Annotated in this window: 16 protein-coding genes; 14 read left to right on the forward strand and 2 right to left on the reverse strand. The window is 36.4% G+C overall.

Annotated elements, in window-relative coordinates; genetic code table 11:
* The first annotated feature begins 3 nt into the window (after nt 1-3).
* The 14 genes from QOL71_RS04930 (at nt 4) to QOL71_RS04995 (ending at nt 18,003) form a co-directional block, all read left to right on the forward strand.
* Nucleotides 4-6,639, forward strand: a complete 6,636-nt coding sequence (locus QOL71_RS04930) for an RHS repeat-associated core domain-containing protein (protein WP_283415855.1) — start codon at nt 4-6, stop codon at nt 6,637-6,639.
* 4 nt (nt 6,640-6,643) lie between these two features.
* Entirely contained in the window at nt 6,644-7,084 is a 441-nt protein-coding gene (locus QOL71_RS04935; RefSeq protein ID WP_283415856.1) for a hypothetical protein, read from the forward strand.
* A gap of 263 nt (nt 7,085-7,347) precedes the next feature.
* Nucleotides 7,348-7,779, forward strand: a complete 432-nt coding sequence (locus QOL71_RS04940) for a hypothetical protein (RefSeq protein ID WP_283415857.1) — start codon at nt 7,348-7,350, stop codon at nt 7,777-7,779.
* A 6-nt stretch (nt 7,780-7,785) separates the two neighbouring features.
* Nucleotides 7,786-8,412 carry a hypothetical protein gene (locus QOL71_RS04945; RefSeq protein ID WP_283415858.1) on the forward strand — a complete coding sequence of 209 codons (627 nt, stop codon included), beginning with the start codon at nt 7,786-7,788 and terminating at the stop codon, nt 8,410-8,412.
* Nucleotides 8,413-8,489: 77 nt separating this feature from the next.
* Nucleotides 8,490-9,212 carry a hypothetical protein gene (locus QOL71_RS04950; protein ID WP_283415859.1) on the forward strand — a complete coding sequence of 241 codons (723 nt, stop codon included), beginning with the start codon at nt 8,490-8,492 and terminating at the stop codon, nt 9,210-9,212.
* 1 nt (nt 9,213) lies between these two features.
* Complete coding sequence (locus QOL71_RS04955) at nt 9,214-9,621, forward strand: hypothetical protein (protein WP_283415860.1); 408 nt, start codon at nt 9,214-9,216, stop codon at nt 9,619-9,621.
* A 462-nt stretch (nt 9,622-10,083) separates the two neighbouring features.
* Nucleotides 10,084-11,727 carry a glucose-6-phosphate isomerase gene (pgi, locus tag QOL71_RS04960; protein WP_283415861.1) on the forward strand — a complete coding sequence of 548 codons (1,644 nt, stop codon included), beginning with the start codon at nt 10,084-10,086 and terminating at the stop codon, nt 11,725-11,727.
* Between the two features lie 75 nt (nt 11,728-11,802).
* Nucleotides 11,803-12,687: a bifunctional 5,10-methylenetetrahydrofolate dehydrogenase/5,10-methenyltetrahydrofolate cyclohydrolase gene (locus QOL71_RS04965; RefSeq protein WP_283415862.1), complete on the forward strand. Its 885-nt coding sequence runs from the start codon at nt 11,803-11,805 to the stop codon at nt 12,685-12,687.
* Nucleotides 12,680-13,312 carry a 7-carboxy-7-deazaguanine synthase QueE gene (locus tag QOL71_RS04970; protein WP_283415863.1) on the forward strand — a complete coding sequence of 211 codons (633 nt, stop codon included), beginning with the start codon at nt 12,680-12,682 and terminating at the stop codon, nt 13,310-13,312. Before QOL71_RS04965 ends, QOL71_RS04970 begins: the two co-directional genes overlap by 8 nt.
* Before the next feature lie 9 nt (nt 13,313-13,321).
* Entirely contained in the window at nt 13,322-14,692 is a 1,371-nt protein-coding gene (locus QOL71_RS04975) for an exopolysaccharide biosynthesis polyprenyl glycosylphosphotransferase (RefSeq protein ID WP_283415864.1), read from the forward strand.
* A gap of 30 nt (nt 14,693-14,722) precedes the next feature.
* The gene (locus QOL71_RS04980; protein WP_283415865.1) at nt 14,723-15,475 is read left to right on the forward strand and encodes an MlaE family ABC transporter permease; all 753 of its coding nucleotides are present in this window, start codon (nt 14,723-14,725) and stop codon (nt 15,473-15,475) included.
* Complete coding sequence (locus QOL71_RS04985) at nt 15,475-16,287, forward strand: ABC transporter ATP-binding protein (protein WP_283415866.1); 813 nt, start codon at nt 15,475-15,477, stop codon at nt 16,285-16,287. Before QOL71_RS04980 ends, QOL71_RS04985 begins: the two co-directional genes overlap by 1 nt.
* Nucleotides 16,288-16,321: 34 nt before the next feature.
* Nucleotides 16,322-16,942 carry a hypothetical protein gene (locus QOL71_RS04990; RefSeq protein ID WP_283415867.1) on the forward strand — a complete coding sequence of 207 codons (621 nt, stop codon included), beginning with the start codon at nt 16,322-16,324 and terminating at the stop codon, nt 16,940-16,942.
* 215 nt (nt 16,943-17,157) lie between these two features.
* On the forward strand, nt 17,158-18,003 hold the full coding sequence (locus QOL71_RS04995) for an AraC family transcriptional regulator (protein WP_283415868.1): 846 nt from the start codon (nt 17,158-17,160) through the stop codon (nt 18,001-18,003).
* Here QOL71_RS04995 and QOL71_RS05000 read toward each other — a convergent pair.
* Both QOL71_RS05000 and QOL71_RS05005 read right to left on the reverse strand, forming a co-directional pair.
* On the reverse strand, nt 18,000-18,269 hold the full coding sequence (locus QOL71_RS05000) for a hypothetical protein (protein WP_283415869.1): 270 nt from the start codon (nt 18,267-18,269) through the stop codon (nt 18,000-18,002). The two genes, QOL71_RS04995 and QOL71_RS05000, sit on opposite strands and share 4 nt — an antisense overlap.
* A gap of 35 nt (nt 18,270-18,304) precedes the next feature.
* Nucleotides 18,305-19,111, reverse strand: a complete 807-nt coding sequence (locus QOL71_RS05005) for a M48 family metallopeptidase (protein WP_283415870.1) — start codon at nt 19,109-19,111, stop codon at nt 18,305-18,307.
* Between the last annotated feature and the right edge of the window lie 34 nt (nt 19,112-19,145).

Genomic DNA, 19,145 nt, shown 5'->3' on the forward strand with positions numbered 1-19,145 from the left:
TTTATGAAATTCAAGTTTACTTCGGTTCTTTTTCTAATCAATGTAATTCTATTTTCCCAAACGGTTACCGAAATTCCATTGTCATACGATACTTCCGGTTATGCTGAAAACAATCAGACGGCAGGACTAGGTAGTTCTGCAATTACAGTGGTAGATCCGCTTGCTCCTACAGTGAATGCGGAGATGAACGTCAGTGAAACCGGCGCATTAACTTACATGTTGCCAATTGAAACCTTGAAAGGAATTAATAATTTTCAGCCAAATATAGCATTGGCTTACAATAGTCAAAGTGGAAATGGACAGGCAGGATGGGGCTGGAATATTATGGGGTTGTCCATGATCAGCAGAGGTGGAAAAAGCAAAGAAATAGATGGCATCACTCAAGGTCCGCAGTTCAATGATAACGACCCTTTTTACCTTGATGGGCAAAGATTAATAAAGTTAAGCGATACGGAGTTCGTAACGGAAAAATTTTCTAAAGTAAAAATAACGAAACAGACGACCGGAGAATATCAGTTCATCATCAGGTATACAGATGGAAGAATAGCCAAATATAAGGAACTGGTTACCGGCCAATATTATATTACAAGTATGCTGGACCCGTTTGATAATGAGATCAAATATAGCTATCAGACAGATAATTATGTACCAAGGATAACCAAAATATCATATGGTGGAACAAACTCGCCTCTCAGCATCAATTTTGAATATAAATCAAGACAGACATCTTCAATTGGTTTTAGGAACGGGGTCAAGTTCATTAACAGCATTATACTCTCAACCGTATATAGTAGCTCAACATATGACGGTGTTTTCAGAAAGTACTCTTTAAAACATGATTTTATTCGTGGTAATACAGTAGAAAGGTTAACTGAGGTTAATGTAGAAAATAAAGCCGGCGATCAACTGAAACCTTTAAAGTTTAATTATAATCTCAGTGTAACAAACGGAACGGTACAAAAAAAGATTAAAAACAACGCAGGCTTGACTCCTAATACAAAAACACTTGGAGATATAGTTGCGGGGGATTTTTTTGGAAAAGGAGAGATATCAACCTGCTTTATTTCACAAGATGTGGATGGAAGCTTTTCCGTTGTTAGTTCGGTACTTGGAAAACTCCCTTTTACTGTAGATTCTGGTTCAATTCTTATGGTCGGGAAGGTCCTTGATGCACAAAATAAAGTTACGGAAAGAGACCAATTGATTATCATGGAGACCGGATTTGTGTTTAATGCTCCAACAACAGAGATCTTTGATCTTGTGACCTATCAAAGACGTACATCTAATATGAGTTTTCCCTCTGTTGGAACTTGGACTTTCAATTGGCAAACAGGACAGTATACCTTAGATCTTTCTAAAAGTAGTGATAATTATATAACCGGTGACTTTGACAATGATGGATTAATAGATGTTATTAGTTTTACTCCTGGCTCTTGGGGCACTGATTCGTATATCAAATTTTCCAAATTAGGTAAGACTACTAACTCTGTTACGCAAGCATTTTATTTGCAAAATACTTCAAATCTAAATTTAAATTTTGACCATATATATGCCATTGAAATGGATGGTGATGGCATTCCTGAAATTCTGACCATTAGCGGAACACAATATACAGTTTTTAAGATCGATCTTCAAAACAACACATTTGGAGTCTTCAATAATTTAAATTCTATTCCACTGAATGACTTTTATAATGAAATTGCATATGCAAAAAGAAAAACCCCTCTGATTTTCGGTGATTTTAATGGTGATGGTTTAACCGACTTCATGACTCCAAAAACTGTTTATTATTTTGATGCTGATAATAATGCTTCTGATGTAGTTAAAAAAATGGAAACAGAAACCTTGATATGGTGGGAGTATCTTAATAACGGTAAGGGATTTAACGTAACGGCAAAAGATTATACTTCGCAAAAACTAGCCTATTTGATGCCATCGCAGAGAGTGTATGCCAAGGCTTCCGGTTCTTTCTGGCAAAAACTCTGGTCAGGCCCTAATTATGAATATGATTATACGGAATATGGTGCTACTACGGTTATTCCTACTGATTTTAACAATGATGGTAAGACCGATATTATATCGTTTAGTAAGTTTGGGAAGGTAAAATATAGTGAATCCCAGAAGCTAAATCAAGCGCAATATGAAAATATGGATGTTGCATATTGGAATTATACATGGCCATTTAATCTTACTTCAAGTTTATATACTAACAGAATCACCTTCTACGAAAATAAAAGTGACGGCCAGGGAAATACCACTTTAAATCCTATTCCTGATTATTTGCCTCTTAATGCAGATTTGATATCACCCCTGGCGATTCCGCTACAAACATCTGATTTTAATCAGCTTAATACCTATAAATCAGGCTTAATCATTTCTGATCCATTAACGAAGAGAGATATTTCATTTACCATAAATAACGATCAATTTACGGAGACCCTCATCAAAAAAGTTGATAATGGTTCTAATGTATTCCAACAGGTTGAATATAAACCTATGATGGAAGATATTAACAGCAACAATGAAATATGTTATACGAAAAATCAGAATACTGCCTCCTTTGCATATCCTATTTATGTTCACAAGAATAATGGTACAACCTATCTGGTCAATAAAATACATACCTTATTCGATAGTAAGATTCTTACAAAAGAATATAGGTATGAGAATGCCATACAGCATCTGGAAGGAAAAGGATTTTTAGGATTCCAAAAAACTTTTACCAGTGATGCTTATGAGTCTGTTTTTGAGAATAATAAATATAGGATAAAAGATCCATTTAAAGCTGTTTTTTGGAACATACAGACCAAAGACCCTTTACTGGATAATGCTGTTGTAAGTTCTACTTATGGAGGTCTTAAAAAATTTATTACACAAACAACGAGTACCAATAAAAAATTTGACAAAGGAAATCATCAATATCTCATATTGTCCACAGATGAAGTTACTGAAGACTATTTAAGGAAAATCACCATTCCAAAAAAATATGATTATGATGAAAATGATGACCTGAAGCTGAAAACTTCCTACACAGATTATGCGGGAGTAGGCTCGACACTGATTAAATATACTTATAAACCGGAATTTACGGACAGTGATCATTATTATTATGGTAAAATTGAAAGTATAGAAACGACAATCTCAAAAGATGGGTTATCTTTTACGACTAAGGAAACCAATACGTACACAACCAAAGGTACAGTTAGCTATAATTATAAATATGGCAACGATGCTACTGCACCGCCACTTATAACGAATAGTTATTATGACAGCGTCGGTAACATTTATAATCAAACAATCTACATGAACGGTGTATCTCCGCAAAGTACAAGCTATGAATATGATGCGACTAAACGGTATGTCAAGAAAACAACCACTCCGGATGGCTTGTCTTCCTCTGTAGAGGTCAGCCCGATAGGATTAGTCTCCGAAGAAAAATCTTCTCTTGATCTCAAAACCTATTACACTTATGATTCCTGGGGTAACATTACTGAGATCACCGATTATCTAGGAAAGAAGACGACCATTTCAAAATCTGTATCATCGGGCATCCCGACAGGCATTTATAACCTCCATAAAAAAAGAGAAGGTGGCACAGAAAGTATTGTAACCTTTGATAAATTTGACAGGGAAATACAATCAAAAACCCAGTCGATCAACGGAAAATGGCTCGTTGTAAAAACAGAGTACGATGCCTTCGGCAAAAAAATTAAATACTCGGAGCCCTTCTTTGACGGAGAAGCACCCAAATGGAACGAAATAAAATACGATGAACTAAACCGTCCAACCGAAAATAAGCTCTACACAGGCATTATTATTAAAACCTGTTACGAAGGAATGAAAGTAACAGTAGATGATGGTTATAAAAAGACTTCTAAAACTCTTGATGCCATGGGGCACACCATAAGACATCAGGATCATGGCGGAGTTATTGGTTATACTTACTTTCCTAACGGTGAACTAAAAGAAACAGACTACGAGGGCATCAAAACAACTTTCGAGATAGATGGCTGGGGAAGGAAAACCAAGATAATTGATCCTTCGGCAGGAACCTTCACATATCAGTATGACAATCTTGGCAGAGTTACACGGGAAGATAATCCTAAGGGTTACACTCTTTACACTTATGACAGTATAGGACGACCCGTGACGGAAAAAACTTATGGAAAAACGTCTGCTGAGAATACCAGTATAGAGAAAACGTTCACCTATAATACTAATACCAAACTCCCTGAAAAGATCACAGGTACAAGCAACGGCAAAAACTATATCTACACCACACAGTATGATCAGTATTTCAGGATCACAGGGAAAACAGAGCAAACGCCTGATTTCACCTATACATCTTCCACGACATTTGATAGTTATGGTAGAGCAGATGAGGTTAGTATTTCCACTGTTTTACCTAACTCATATACCAGCTCATCCAAAATAAAGAATATATATGATAGTAATGGCATATTGATCCAGCAGAATGATGTCAATAATAACCATATGATCTGGCATGTTACGGACGTGGATGCAAAGGGACGTACAACCACTATGGAGTATGGCAATGGTTACCAACTGAGCAACACTTACAATACATCCAATTACGCCTTGGAAAAAATAAGCCACAACAGGAATGGCATCAATATTCTTGATATTGGATATACTTATGATGTCAACAAAGGCGTTCTGGACAAAAGACATAATTTTACCTTTGCCAAGGAAGAGAAGTTCACCTATGATACTTTGAACAGGTTGCTTACCGAGACTGTCAATAATGTTCTGGTGAATGAGTACACCTATGACCAGAGAGGCAGGATTACTTCAAATACAGAACTAGGAAAATACAACTACAGCGGATCCGACTACAGGTTGCAAAGCATTAATTTCAATACCAACGGGCAAAATGTCAATGCACAAAGAGGATTTGCATCTGCAACTTACAATGCTTTCAAAAGTCCGTTGAGCGTTACGCTGGCTGGAAAAGAAAATCTGAATTTTGAATACAATATCCTGAAGAGCAGATATTCTATGGTTTCTACGGTATCGGGTGAAACCAAATTTTATTCTTCGGATTTTGCTGTAGAGATCAAGAAAAAAGGCAGCACCACAGAGATCGTAACCTATATTACCGGTGATCCGTACTCTGCCAATTATATCCAAAAGGAGATTCTTAACAATGGAAGCCTGCTTTCAAAAAATAATTATTACCTTCATAGGGACAATATAGGAAGCATTGTTGCCATTACCAAAACAGATGGCTCAGTTGCAGAGAAACGGTTCTTTGACGCATGGGGCAATCTGAAAGCGCTTGTAAACGAAGCCGGGCAGACGATTACAGACGCCCAGCAACTGATCAATTACAACTTTTTAATTGATAGAGGCTACACAGGGCATGAGCATCTTTGGAAGTCCGGGCTGATCAATATGAATGCCCGCCTCTATGACCCGATCCTGAGGAAGTTCCTGAGCGCGGATAACCTGGTTCAAGATCCCTATAATACCCAGTCTTATGACCGGTATTCTTATGTGTTTAACAATCCTTTGTTGTATGTGGATCTGGATGGTAATGAAGGTATTACGGTTGCAGCTGTAGCTATTGCAGCTGCCATAGCCGCGGCTGTAAGTGTAGCAGTTAAGATTGTAATGAACGCGATACAAGGTGTCCCCATTTGGTATGGACTGGGCAAAGCAAACCTGATGGGTACTGTGATGGGCATCATTAGTTTTGGAATTGGATCTGCTGCCTCTACTGCGTTTGGTGTTGGTTTTAGCTGGGGAAGTGCAGCGTTCCAAGCGGGGATGCATGGGATAAGTGGTGCTATGATGTCTGTATTGGAGAATGGTAGTATTAACTCAGGATTTTTATCCGGAGCAATATCATCTTTGGTTGCCAGCGGTGTAGAAGCCTTGGGAAGTACAGCAGGTGCGATAAATAAGGCGGGAAAATATACGGATCTAGCAAGTAGAAACCCTACGCTAATAAAAGCATTAATGATTACAGCAGGTGGTTTAAGTGGTGGTATATCCGCAACAATAGTTGGCGGGAAGTTTATGGAAGGATTTAGACAAGGGATAATTACAGCTGGCTTAAATCATGCGTTCCATGCTTTCATATATGGATCAGAAGAAGCTGATACAGCTACTAAGGAAGATCGTGACAAGTTTAAAGATGTCAGAAAGGCTTATTACAAATTTATAAATGATGGAAAATTTGCAAGTGCATTAAAGCTTGCTGGCGACACGTTCAAGTTCTCACAGGGATTAGAAAAATATTTTTGTGGATATGATATCCGCGAGAATGACTTTAATTATTTTGTAACACATTCAGATGCAAGTGACGGTGCTTGGATTGAAATCAATACAGGACCACTGTCTCATTTCGGTACTGCAATGAGAATGTTATCTCATGAATGGCACCATGTTAGACAAAATTATGTTTTTGTGACGACCAATTGGATATTTAAAAATCATGAATTTAGAGAATGGGATGCCTATACTCATGAATTAAATAATGATTCCCTTCCAGCTGCAGAGCCAACGCAAACGCAATATTGGAAAACTAAACAAGCTCAATATTGGAAAGATATTCCAATGCATATTAAAACTACGTATATTGCACAAATGTTAACATTTTTTCAATTAAGATAATGCAATGAGAACAACAATGCTTTTCCTTTTGACATTTCTATTTGCAAATTGCCAAAGTCAAAAATCTTTATGCGAAGCTAAAATTGATACTTCCCAAATAAAGGATGGAAAATTATCAATTGAAGTTATTAATCATAAAAATAAACACTTAAAAATTCCAAAAGAAATTAATAACAATGCATTAATAATTACAGAATTTCAAAAATTAGTTGAAGATGGAGAGTATGAAGATATTGAAAGGCCAATAATACATTTTGACTGTATCACTCCATGTTTTCCTTTGAATTATACTTTAAAAAAGGGAGAAGCTAAAATATATAATTTTACAATTTTCAATACAAATATTGTATCTAAAAATACCAAATACAGAATTAAGCTTTATATGGAAGATTATTTTAATTGTGGAAGAATTAAAACCGATTGGATTTATTTTGAAATTCTATAGACGCTTTTATATTTGAGATGTATTTTTACGATCAGATTGGGTAATGCTTCAAACAAGTTGGTAAATAAAAATAGTATTGAATTTCAATACTATTTTTTAGAAAATAAGATATAGAAATAGATTTTGAAATAGTACTGCGGATAGCCAGAATAGGAGAAATTAGAAAAAAGGCTATCTAAAATACTTAGAACCATAACAGATGTTCCAGATGTGTTGGTGGTTTTATAAATACATTACAAGATTTAGCTTCTGTTTTTAGTGATATGTATAATGCTGGCTCAAAAGATTATGCTTTTGCAAATTCAAGTAATATCTCAGGTGATACTGAAATTAATGATGGAAAACTATTTTCTGGTGGTTGGTCTGCCAGCGGTATTACTGATATGGATACAGGAAAAGTATTATTTGATCCTTCTTATTTGGGAACTAAACAAATGATAAAATTTGCAGGGACTTGGTATCATGAAACCATACACTCTATTCATGTGATTAGCGGTTTCTATAAGCAAACTGTTTTAAAATTTGCAAAAAATGGATATGATTATGATACTGCTCGATTTAAGGCTAGATATGTTTCAGAAACTATCGCACATTTACAGACGAGAAATTATGGATTAGGATTGACTTTTGGTACATTAAACAGTACAATAAGAAATTATGGAGCTAGTTATATAGAATTTTTAAGTTTAAAATAATATATTATGAAATTTGAAGAAAAAGTGTCAAACCTGGCTATATTACTAATTATAGCATTATATTCTGATTTATTATCTGCCCAATTGATTGTTCCAAATGATTACTTAAAAATTCCTGACAGTTTATATTTTAAAGATAAGTTATATAAGTCCATAATACCAAGCAAAAGGTACTGTTCTTGGAAAGTGATACGAAAAGATATCTATTCCAGGAGTGAATTAATTTATGAAAGAAATAAAGATACCTGTTCTAAAGAAAAATTTTCTGTAGACGATGGTTTTTTTGGGGAATGTCAACCCGATGGCTGTTTTACATATATAGTAGCATGCAGAAATAAAAAATTACAATACTTTACATCCGGAAATCAACTGATAAGCTTTATAGGATACGTTGATAATTTATCTGAAGCACTGCTTATTGCAAGGACTTATAATTTACTGTTGGATCGTAAAAATCTAATTGGTGGCTCTTTCAAAATAGAAAAAGATTATATATACCTATATCTTGCGAAATTTGAAAGTTGTCCAGTGAGTAATGAATCATTTTATGTGAAAATTAACAGAAAAACTGGGGAACTTCATCAAGAAAGTAAAGGTGTTTATTATAAAACCGATAATTGTTATACTTCATAACAAATTATGGTAATGTTTCAAACAAGTTGATAAATAAAAATAGTATTGAAAACCATAAAAGTGTTTAAGATGTGTTGGTGTATTATTGGTCACGGATTACAAATCCGCAACATCGGGATATTTCTTCTTCAATTGCAGGTGGTAATTTCTGGCAAGGTTTTAGGCAAGGCTTAATTACAAGTGGGCTGAATCATACTGTACATATGGGCATCAATCTTTTTTCATTCAAAGGAGTTAAATTTGTCGATGAAAATGATAAAGTGATTGCGAAATATGCAACTAATAAATATAATGCAAGGATTAAAGTACCATATACTATTGGAGGTTTAGATTTGAATTTAAATGAAATGTATAAATCATTACCAGACATTGATGCTATAGGAGTTGGTTTTGGAGGGGACTTTACCTTTGTCATGGGTGGAGGGAAATCAATTGAGTTTGTATTTTTTATTGATGGTGTAAATGCTGGTACTTGGAGCACTTATGTTTCTCAAAGAGGTAATTTAGGTATAGCAGGATCTTATAGTGTTTATGGCATTGCAGGAGATTATTTTGATGATGCAAAATTAAAAAGTAGCGATTACACGGGCTATGGTTTTTCAATTGGTGCTGACATAAAAGGTGTTGACGGAGCTGGGGCAAGTACTTTTTGGGCACCAAAAAATTACAACTCAGATAAATTTGGATTAAAATCATTGTTTGATCTTTCACAAAGAGCATGGTCTGGTCTGAATGTTTCGTTCGGCTTCGGAGGAGGTGCTCAATGGAGTCGTATAAATACAACTTTTTATAATAAATAATATGTGGAAAAAATATGCATTTTTTTGGTTGTTTTTAGTGATTGTTCTTCTATATAATTATTTTAATTCTAACACTTTCACTGATGATATTAAGGCTAATTATCTACCTAAGGAAATTAGTGGAAAAATATATAACCTTAACTTAGTAAAGGGAGGTTCATTATCAATAAATATTCATACTCAAGAAAAAGATGATGGAATTACTTTAAGAAATTCTGAATATGTTTTCAATAATATACGTAAAGGATATTTTTTTAAAAAGATTGCCGGAAGCAACAAATGTTATATAATAAAAGGCGACAGTATAATGTACTTTAATTGTTATATATTTTCAAAGGAAGATTCGGCTAAAATTGGAAAAGTTGTTAAGTGGAAAGAAAATATAACTAATAAATGGATGAAGAAATAATTGGTGATGTTCAAAATAGGTAATGTTCCAAACAAGTTGGTAAATGAAAATAGTATTGATTATCAATACCAGACTATTATGGCAATAACATCTAAAACAAGTTCATAAATAAAGTATCGGGACCGGTACTCTTTTATTATAGTATTCGAACATCCATTCAAGTCCTGTCGAACGGCAGGTCTCACTCTTATCGGACGATAAGTCTTACTCTTATCGAGGCATAAGCCTTACTCTTATCGGACGATAAGAGTATATTCTATCAGATGATGACCATGGTTTGTAATTGTATAATAGTTGTATATACCGGAGCAAGCCATTGGCAGAGCGTGCGTGCTATGCGAAGAATGCCAAAGTTGTCATATTATGTTAAAAAAGAAATAAAACCAACTGGCTTATTTTTCTTAAATTTGCAGGTCTTATTAGAATTTCTTGTAAGATTAATTTTAATTAAAACCTTGAAAGATGTTACCAAAAATAAATCCTATTCAGACTTCTGCATGGAAAGCCCTTGACCAGCAATTTGCCAACAATGATTTCGAATTGAGAACTTTGTTCCAGTATAACCCGAATCGTTTTCAGGAGTTTTCCTTAGAGACAGAAAATTATCTTTTCGATTATTCTAAAAATCTGGTGGATGGCAAAACGCTCGAATTATTGCTGCAATTAGCAGAAGAAACGCAGCTCAAGGAAGCAATTGGTAAAATGTTTTCCGGTGACAAAATCAATGAGACCGAAGATAGAGCCGTTCTTCACACCGCTTTGAGAGACTTTTCCGATAAAGAAATTTTGGTGGATGGCAAAAACATCAAGCCAGGCATCAAAAAGGTCTTAGCGCATATGAAAGCTTTTTCAGAATCGGTGATTTCCGGTTCTCACAAGGGTTTTACAGGTAAAGAAATCACGGATGTGGTTAATATCGGAATCGGGGGATCGGACCTTGGTCCGGTGATGGTATGTTCTGCTTTGAAGCATTTCAAAACAAGACTTGAAGTTCATTTCGTTTCCAATGTAGACGGAAATCATATGGCTGAGGTTGTTAAAGATCTTGATCCGGAAACGACTTTGTTCATTGTGGCTTCCAAGACATTTACAACCCAGGAAACTATGACCAATGCGAATTCCGCCAAAGAATGGTTCCTGAAATCAGGTGCTAAGAATGAAGATGTTGCCAAACATTTCGTAGCATTATCGACCAATATAGAAGCGGTTAAAAAATTCGGGATTGCAGAAGAGAACATTTTCGAATTCTGGGATTGGGTTGGCGGCCGCTACTCGCTTTGGAGCGCGATCGGATTAAGCATCGTCTTATCAGTGGGTTACGATAATTTTGAGCAATTATTGAAAGGCGCCTATGATACGGATGTTCATTTTCAAACCAAAGATTTTAAAGAAAATGTTCCTGTTTTGATGGGACTTTTGGGTGTTTGGTATCGTAATTTCTATGCAGCAGGCACTTATGCGATTTTACCTTACTCCCAGTATCTTGACCGTTTTTCAGCTTATCTGCAGCAGGGCGATATGGAAAGTAATGGGAAATCCGTGGACAGGAATGGCGAGTTTGTAGAATACGAAACAGGCCCCATTATCTGGGGAGAACCTGGAACCAACGGTCAGCACGCATTCTATCAACTGATCCATCAGGGAACCGAATTGATTCCGGCAGATTTCATTGCTTACGCAACATCACCTAATGAAGTAGGTGTTCATCAGGATATTTTATTAGCGAATTTCTTTGCCCAGACCGAAGCTTTGGCATTCGGAAAAACAAAGGAAGAAGTTTTTGCGGAACTGATGTCGTCAGGAAAAACAGAAGAGGAGATTGAAAAACTTCTGAACTATAAAATATTTGCGGGTAATACACCAACCAATTCTTTCCTGTTCAAAGAATTAACACCATTTACGTTAGGGCAATTAATTGCTTTATATGAGCACAAGATCTTCGTTCAGGGTGTCATCTGGAATATTTTCAGCTTTGACCAATTTGGAGTTGAGCTGGGGAAAGTTTTGGCAAACAAGATTCTTCCGGAATTAGAATCAGAAGGAGAAATCAAAACACACGACAGTTCTACAAACGGATTGATTAATTACTACAAATCAAACCGATAAAATTATAAGGATGGAATGTTGGGAAAGGAACATTTCATTTTTTCAAATAAATCTAAAAAGTAAAAAGAAAGAAAAATGGCACAAATTCTAGATGGACTGAAGGTCTCAAAAGAAGTAAAGGCTGAAATCAAGGAAGAGGTGGAAAAAATCCTTGCCAACAAAAGAAGAGCACCACATCTGGTAGCAATTCTGGTAGGGAATAACGGCGCCAGCAAAGCCTATGTGAACAGCAAAGTGAAAGATTGTGAAGAAGTGGGATTCAGTTCTTCATTACTGAAGTTTCCAAGCACGGTCTCGGAAGCGGAACTATTGGAAAAGATTGATGAACTGAACAAATCCAAAGATGTGGACGGCTTCATCGTTCAGCTACCTTTGCCAAAACAGATTGATCAGGAAAAGATCATTATGGCAATTGACCCGAGAAAGGATGTGGATGGCTTTCACCCGGAGAATTTTGGAAAGATGGCCCTGGAAATGGATACCTTTCTGCCGGCAACGCCATTTGGAATATTAACATTATTGGAACGATATAACATCGAAACCAAAGGTAAGAACTGTGTTATCATCGGTAGAAGCAGGATTGTTGGGAAGCCAATGAGCATCCTGATGGGAAGAAAAGATTTCCCTGGAAATTCTACCGTAACGCTGACACACTCTTACACAGAACATATAGAAGAATATACAAAACAAGCCGATATCGTGATAACAGCTTTGGGCGATCCGAATTTCCTGAAAGGAGAAATGATCAAGGAAGGTGCTGTCATCGTAGATGTCGGGATTACCAGGGTAGATGATGATTCTGAAAAAGGTTATCATCTCGCAGGTGACGTGGATTTTGACAGCTGTAAAGGAAAAGCGAGTTGGATTACGCCGGTTCCCGGTGGAGTAGGTCCAATGACGCGTGCCATGCTGATGAAAAATACCATCATTGCCTATAAAACTTCGGTTTATAATGACTAAGGAACAAGAAGATCTATTATTAAAAGAAGGTAAAATGCTCCCGGTGATGGAGCATTTTTACACTATTCAGGGAGAGGGATTTCATGCAGGGAAAGCAGCTTATTTCATCCGTTTGGGCGGATGCGATGTGGGTTGCCATTGGTGTGACGTGAAGGAAAGCTGGGATCCGACACTACATCCATTGATGGAGGCAGAAACCATTGCGGAAACGGCAGCAAAATATTGTAAAACCATTGTTTTGACAGGGGGAGAACCACTAATGTGGAATCTGGAGATTCTGACCTCTAAACTGAAAGAGTTAGGTTGCACGATTCATATCGAAACGTCTGGCGCTTATCCAATGAGCGGTCATCTGGACTGGATTACCCTGTCTCCAAAGAAAACAGGATTGCCTCTGGAAGACATTTATCAGAAAGCCAGCGAATTGAAAATGATTATTTTCAACAATAACGATTTTAAATTTGCTCAGGAACAACAGGCCAAAACCAATGATCAATGTGTGCTTTATCTCCAGAGCGAGTGGAGCAAGCGTGATGCGATGTATCCAAAAATTACAGATTTCATTCTGGAACACCCGGAATGGCGATCTTCTATCCAAACGCATAAATATCTAAATATTCCTTAAATTTGATTCATGCAGCGGTTACGTTACTCCCGATATTTCAAAGTATTTGTGATTTTACTGGATATGATTCTGGTATCATCGGTATTTATAATTTATTATTGGAGAAATTTCGAGGTTAAGTATGATTCGGAATCGCTGGAACAAAATATCTTATCCATTCTTTTACTCTGTTTTTTTTGGATATTGCTGAGCGGAAGAACAAGGTTGTATCACATTCCGAGAAACGTTACTTATACGATATATCTGGAAAGAATTCTTATCCACGTTTTCTTCTTTTTCATAGGTGTCATTATGCTGGGGAAAGTGAGTAATAATGATTTTCTGAAAACAGAGCGCTTCTATCTTGCAGGCATTCTGTTATTAATTGTAATCCCGATTAAAACGTTTATCTATTTCCTTTTAAAATATATCAGAAGTATCGGAAAAAACCACAGAAACGTTATGTTCATTGGCGAAAGTGCTTCTTCTACAGTTTTAAGTGATATCATCAATCAACGTAAAGATTATGGATTTAGAATTTATGATTATCCGAAAGATAATTACGATCTGCCAAAAATTATAGAGTTCTGGAAAGATAATGGTATTCATACGATTTTTATTCCTTCGGAACATAGCTTGGATAAAATTTTTGAGGACGACCTTTTCCGCCAGGCAGAACTTAACAAAGTGAAAATCTCATTGGTTCCGAATATTATTCAGAATCAGTTTTTTGAATATGAATTCAACTATATAGAAACCGTTCCTGTTTTGTCCCAGGCCAAATATCCGCTGGATTTTTTCACAAATGTTACTATAAAAAGGCTTTTCGATATTTTATTTTCATTGATTGTTTTGATTGGGATTTGTTCGTGGCTGTTTCCAATTATCTCATTGTTAATCAAAATGGACGGATCAAAAGGTCCTGTGTTTTTTGTTCAGAAAAGATATGGGTATCATGATGAAGTTTTTGATTGCCTGAAGTTCAGAACAATGAAGGTCAACAATGAGTCTGCTGAAAAAACAACGGACTGCGATGATGTGAGAATTACCAGGATTGGAAAATTATTGAGAAAAACAAGTCTGGACGAGATGCCGCAATTCATTAATGTGCTGAAAGGCAATATGTCTGTTGTAGGACCCAGGCCTCATATGCTTTTGGTTGACGATTTTTACAAGCCGAAAATCAGCAGATACAGTCTCCGAAGTATGGTAAAACCAGGAATCACCGGCCTTGCGCAGGTTAGCGGGTTAAGAGGGGATGAAGGCGATATGAATCTCGGAATGAAAAAAAGAATCCTTGCAGATTCATTTTATGTAAGAAACTGGAGTTTTAGTATGGATATTGTTATCATTCTGAAAACAATTTTCTTAGTTATTGTCGGCGATAAAAATGCACGCTGATATTTATCAGAAAAGAACTAATTTAGCCGTATGTTAAAACGATTTTTTGAATCAATTGGAGAATATTTTTTGTTGTTGGGAAAAGCGCTAAGCCGACCGCAGAAAAGGAATGTCTATATGAAGCTTCTGGTAAGAGAATTTTACGATCTTGGAGTTAACTCCTTCGGATTGGTATTGTTCACTTCTTTCTTTGTAGGTGCGGTTGTAGCCATCCAGATGTATAATAATTTTGATGCATCATCATTTCCGATTCCTAACAGTTTTGTGGGCTACGCTACCAAAGTTGTACTGATCCTGGAGTTTTCTCCTACAATTATTTCGGTAATTCTGGCAGGAAAGGTCGGGTCTTATATCGCTTCCAGTATTGGAACTATGCGCGTTACAGAGCAGATTGATGCATTAGACATCATGGGTGTCAATTCCCCTAACTTTTTAATCCTTCCCAAAATTGTAGCCAGTGTTATTTTCAATCCTATTTTGATCGCAATTAGTATCGTTGTGGGGATTTGGGGTGGTTATATTGCCGGTGTTGCAACAGGAAACTGGACAAAAGCAGATTATATAACAGGAGTACAGATGTATATGCCGACTTATTTCATCTGGTATGCTTTTCTGAAAACGGCAGTATTTGCTTTTTTAATTGCAACGATTCCTGCTTATTTCGGATATAATGTAAAAGGAGGATCCCTGGAAGTGGGACGTGCCAGCACACAAGCAGTAGTTTGGACTATGATTGCAGTGATTATTATGAACTTGTTATTAACCCAGATGCTCCTAAGCTAATGATAGAAGTAAAAGAATTAAGAAAAAGCTTTGATGAAGTTGAGGTTCTTAAAGGGATTTCGACAACATTCGATACAGGTAAGGTTAATCTGGTTATAGGACAAAGCGGATCCGGAAAAACGGTTTTTCTGAAATGCCTTCTGAATGTATATGAGCCTTCAAGTGGAGGCATCTTGTTTGACGGAAGAGACATCGTGACCATGTCAAGAGAAGAAAAACTGGCACTACGTTCAGAGATAGGAACAGTGTTCCAGGGGAGTGCCTTATTCGATTCTATGACTGTGGAAGAAAACATCAGCTTCCCGTTGGATATGTTTACCAATCTGACTTATCGTGAAAAGAAAAGAAAAGTGCTGGAGGTAATAGGTAGGGTTAATCTTGATAAAGCCAACAAAAAATATCCGTCCGAGATTTCTGGAGGGATGCAGAAAAGAGTGGCTATTGCCAGAGCTATTGTCAACAATCCGAAATACCTCTTCTGCGATGAACCCAATTCGGGGCTGGATCCCTACACGTCCAATGTTATAGACGACCTGCTTTTAGAAATTACAAAAGAATACAATACAACAACGATCATCAATACACACGATATGAACTCGGTGATGACGATTGGTGAGAAAATCCTTTACCTGAGGTTAGGAATCAAAGAATGGGAAGGAAATAAAGACATCCTGGCAACGGCGAAAAATAAAAATCTTTTAGACTTCGTTTATTCATCAGAGCTATTTAAACAACTGAGAGAATTCATGCTGGAAAATGATCAGACGAGCTTAACTCACAATAATAATAAACCGGGAGACAATGAAATTTAAGATTCACGAACATAACAATAAAACAAAAAGAAAAATGAGTAAAAAACTAATTAGTACACTGGCTGTGTTTTTAGGAATAATGGCTTATTCGCAAGTAACTGTGGGGTTGAGAGCCAATGCGCTTTTTAATACATCTTCAGCTAGCTGGGATAATTTTAAAGGAACTATAAATGGAGAGAAAGAAAATACTGGTTTCAATGCTGGTCTTGCATTTAAGATCGGTTCTCCGGTAGGAGGATGGTTTGTGATGCCTGAGATCTATTACACCTCTATCAAGAATGAAGCTACCGCTGCAACAGTAACAGAAGGAAATGTTAATATTGAAGCAAAAAGCAATAGAATTGATGTTCCGGTAATGATAGGACACAATTTCCTATTAGGAAAACTGGCTGCTTTTGCAGGTCCGGTCGCCTCTTATAATCTTACAACAGATAACACATTCGCAAATTTTAAGGAAAATGCTACAAAAGAATTTACTGTAGGTTATCAGTTTGGTGCACAGGCTACATTATCAAAATTTGTAATTAATGCAAGGTTTGAAGGCGCTTTTTCTAAAGATACAAGAAAGTTTATCAGTAATGTATCAGGAGAAGAAATCAGATACGATAACCGCCCAAGCATGTTTATTCTGGGTATCGGTTATAACTTCAAATAGCCGGAGTTTACAAAATATGAGAAGGCTGGAAACATGTTTCCAGCCTTCTTCATATATAGACCTTAAAAATTCACAAAAAAATCCTCATGTATGAGAAAGATTTTGTAGTACGAAAATATAAGCTTTTATTCAACAAATGTTTAACATAATAAATGAAAGATTGAACAATATTAATATGTTTTGCTTATTTTTGCTTTAAAAGAACATTAACTTGAATGAAGGTTACACTTGAACATATTTCTCCGGACGAAAACAGCTCTTTCCGTGTGTTGCATATTAAAGATGTTCCGATCTCGGAACTTAACTGGCAATATCACTATCATTCTGAGATTGAGATTGTTTGTGTTAAAAATGGTAAAGGAACAAGACACGTTGGGTATCACAAAAGTCATTTTGAAGACGGGGCTTTGGCTTTGATCGGCTCTAATATTCCTCATTCCGGCTTTGGGCTTAATGCTACAGACCCGCACGAAGAAATAGTTATCCAGTTCAAGGAAGATATTTTGTCTTTGCCGGAAGGAGAACCGGATACCAATTCAATAAAAAAACTATTGGAAATCTCCAGATATGGTGTTCTTTTTTCGTCAAAGATAAAGAATGAATTATTTCCTAAATTAGAGGAAGTAGCAAGAGCAGAAGGCTATAAACGCTACCTCTTGCTTCTGGAGATTCTTTTTGATCTTTCAAAAACAGAAGATTTTGAATTGATGAATACAGAAGTGATGCCTTATACTATCGTCTCAAGAAACAGGACAAGATTGGAGGCTGTTTTCACTTATGTTGAAAATGGTTACCAGAATGAAATTGATATAATGCAGGCGGCGCATTTAGCCAATCTTACGAAGCCTGCCTTTTGTAATTTCTTCAAAAAGGCAACCTCGTTAACTTTTGTAGAATTTGTAAACCGATACAGAATTGATAAGGCCTGCATCTTGCTGTCGCAAGAAAAAAGCATAGCAGAAAGCTGCTATGCTACAGGTTTTAATAATATCACTTATTTCAATAAGATATTTAAGAAATATACTAATACAACACCAGGCCAGTTTATAAGAAACCTTTAAAGGTTATTGTTGAAGTTATTTTCTAATTTCTGTTTTTCCAACTCAGCTTTTTCTTTCTGAAGCTGCTTGAATTCTTGCCGGATTTTTGCTTCTTTCACAGCATTACCTTTGCTGACATACCCGACTAATCCACCAATAATCAGCCCAATTCCAATTCCAGAAAGAGAACCGTAAACGACTCTGAGATCAATGGCCATATCATTAAGATAAAATAATAGCGCACCGAGACCAAATAATACCAATCCAATTACTATTAAACTTTTCATAGTTTTAAATTTGATTCTAAATTAACTAAAAAAGTTTACAGTTTGCCACCAGCGGCTTTATAATATTGTAAAGCTTTTGGCATATCGGCATTCAGGTCTGCGATTCTGTTTTGCGGATTAGGGTGTGTTGATAAAAATTCCGGAGTTCTGCTGCCTGTAGAAGATGATTCCATTCTTTGCCAGAAAGAAGTTGCCGTTCTCGGATCATAACCAGCCATTGCCATCAGGTAAAGCCCCATTTCATCCGCTTCAGACTCTTGTTTTCTACCATAAGCTAACAGACCGACCTGAGCGCCGATTGGATATACTTTCTCAAAAACACCTGCCCATTGGCTATTGGACATTGTTCCACCTAAAAGGCTGCCTCCATATTGTGCCAGCATTGCCTGTGAGATTCTTTCGTTGCCATGACCAGCTAAAGCATGAGAAACTTCGTGTCCCATTACAACAGCAACACCATTATCATCTTTGCAGACAGGCATAATTCCTGTATAAAACGCAACCTTTCCACCAGGCATACACCAGGCATTCAATTGATTGTCCTGAATAAGGTTGAATTCCCAGCTATAACCTGCCAAAGCAGACTCTCGTCCGATACTCTTATAATAAGCGTAAGCCGCATTTTTGATTCGCGCACCAACATTTTTTATCCGGTTGGCATCTGCCGTTCCGGTTATAACTTTTGCTTTGGAAAGCGTTGTCTTATATTCTGATGCAGCAGCAGTTGCAATTTCAGAATTATTAGCGATCTGGATTGAAGATCTTCCTGTAATAGGATTGGTTACACAACCAGTTACTCCTAAAGCAGTAACTAGAATTGCTGAAATTTTAAAAATTTTCATCGTTTATTTTTTAAATATAAATGTGTTTTACAAG

Source organism: Epilithonimonas pallida, assembly GCF_900182975.1.
In the GTDB taxonomy this organism is placed as follows: Bacteria; Bacteroidota; Bacteroidia; order Flavobacteriales; family Weeksellaceae; genus Epilithonimonas; species Epilithonimonas pallida.

Coding starts and splice junctions, on each gene's coding strand:
- QOL71_RS04930 (WP_283415855.1), top strand. CDS start 4: ATGAAATTCAAGTTTACTTCGGTTCTTTTTCTAATCAATGTAATTCTA.
- QOL71_RS04935 (WP_283415856.1), top strand. CDS start 6,644: ATGAGAACAACAATGCTTTTCCTTTTGACATTTCTATTTGCAAATTGC.
- QOL71_RS04940 (WP_283415857.1), top strand. CDS start 7,348: ATGTATAATGCTGGCTCAAAAGATTATGCTTTTGCAAATTCAAGTAAT.
- QOL71_RS04945 (WP_283415858.1), top strand. CDS start 7,786: ATGAAATTTGAAGAAAAAGTGTCAAACCTGGCTATATTACTAATTATA.
- QOL71_RS04955 (WP_283415860.1), top strand. CDS start 9,214: ATGTGGAAAAAATATGCATTTTTTTGGTTGTTTTTAGTGATTGTTCTT.
- pgi (WP_283415861.1), top strand. CDS start 10,084: ATGTTACCAAAAATAAATCCTATTCAGACTTCTGCATGGAAAGCCCTT.
- QOL71_RS04965 (WP_283415862.1), top strand. CDS start 11,803: ATGGCACAAATTCTAGATGGACTGAAGGTCTCAAAAGAAGTAAAGGCT.
- QOL71_RS04970 (WP_283415863.1), top strand. CDS start 12,680: ATGACTAAGGAACAAGAAGATCTATTATTAAAAGAAGGTAAAATGCTC.
- QOL71_RS04975 (WP_283415864.1), top strand. CDS start 13,322: ATGCAGCGGTTACGTTACTCCCGATATTTCAAAGTATTTGTGATTTTA.
- QOL71_RS04980 (WP_283415865.1), top strand. CDS start 14,723: ATGTTAAAACGATTTTTTGAATCAATTGGAGAATATTTTTTGTTGTTG.
- QOL71_RS04985 (WP_283415866.1), top strand. CDS start 15,475: ATGATAGAAGTAAAAGAATTAAGAAAAAGCTTTGATGAAGTTGAGGTT.
- QOL71_RS04990 (WP_283415867.1), top strand. CDS start 16,322: ATGAGTAAAAAACTAATTAGTACACTGGCTGTGTTTTTAGGAATAATG.
- QOL71_RS04995 (WP_283415868.1), top strand. CDS start 17,158: ATGAAGGTTACACTTGAACATATTTCTCCGGACGAAAACAGCTCTTTC.
- QOL71_RS05000 (WP_283415869.1), bottom strand. CDS start 18,269: ATGAAAAGTTTAATAGTAATTGGATTGGTATTATTTGGTCTCGGTGCG.
- QOL71_RS05005 (WP_283415870.1), bottom strand. CDS start 19,111: ATGAAAATTTTTAAAATTTCAGCAATTCTAGTTACTGCTTTAGGAGTA.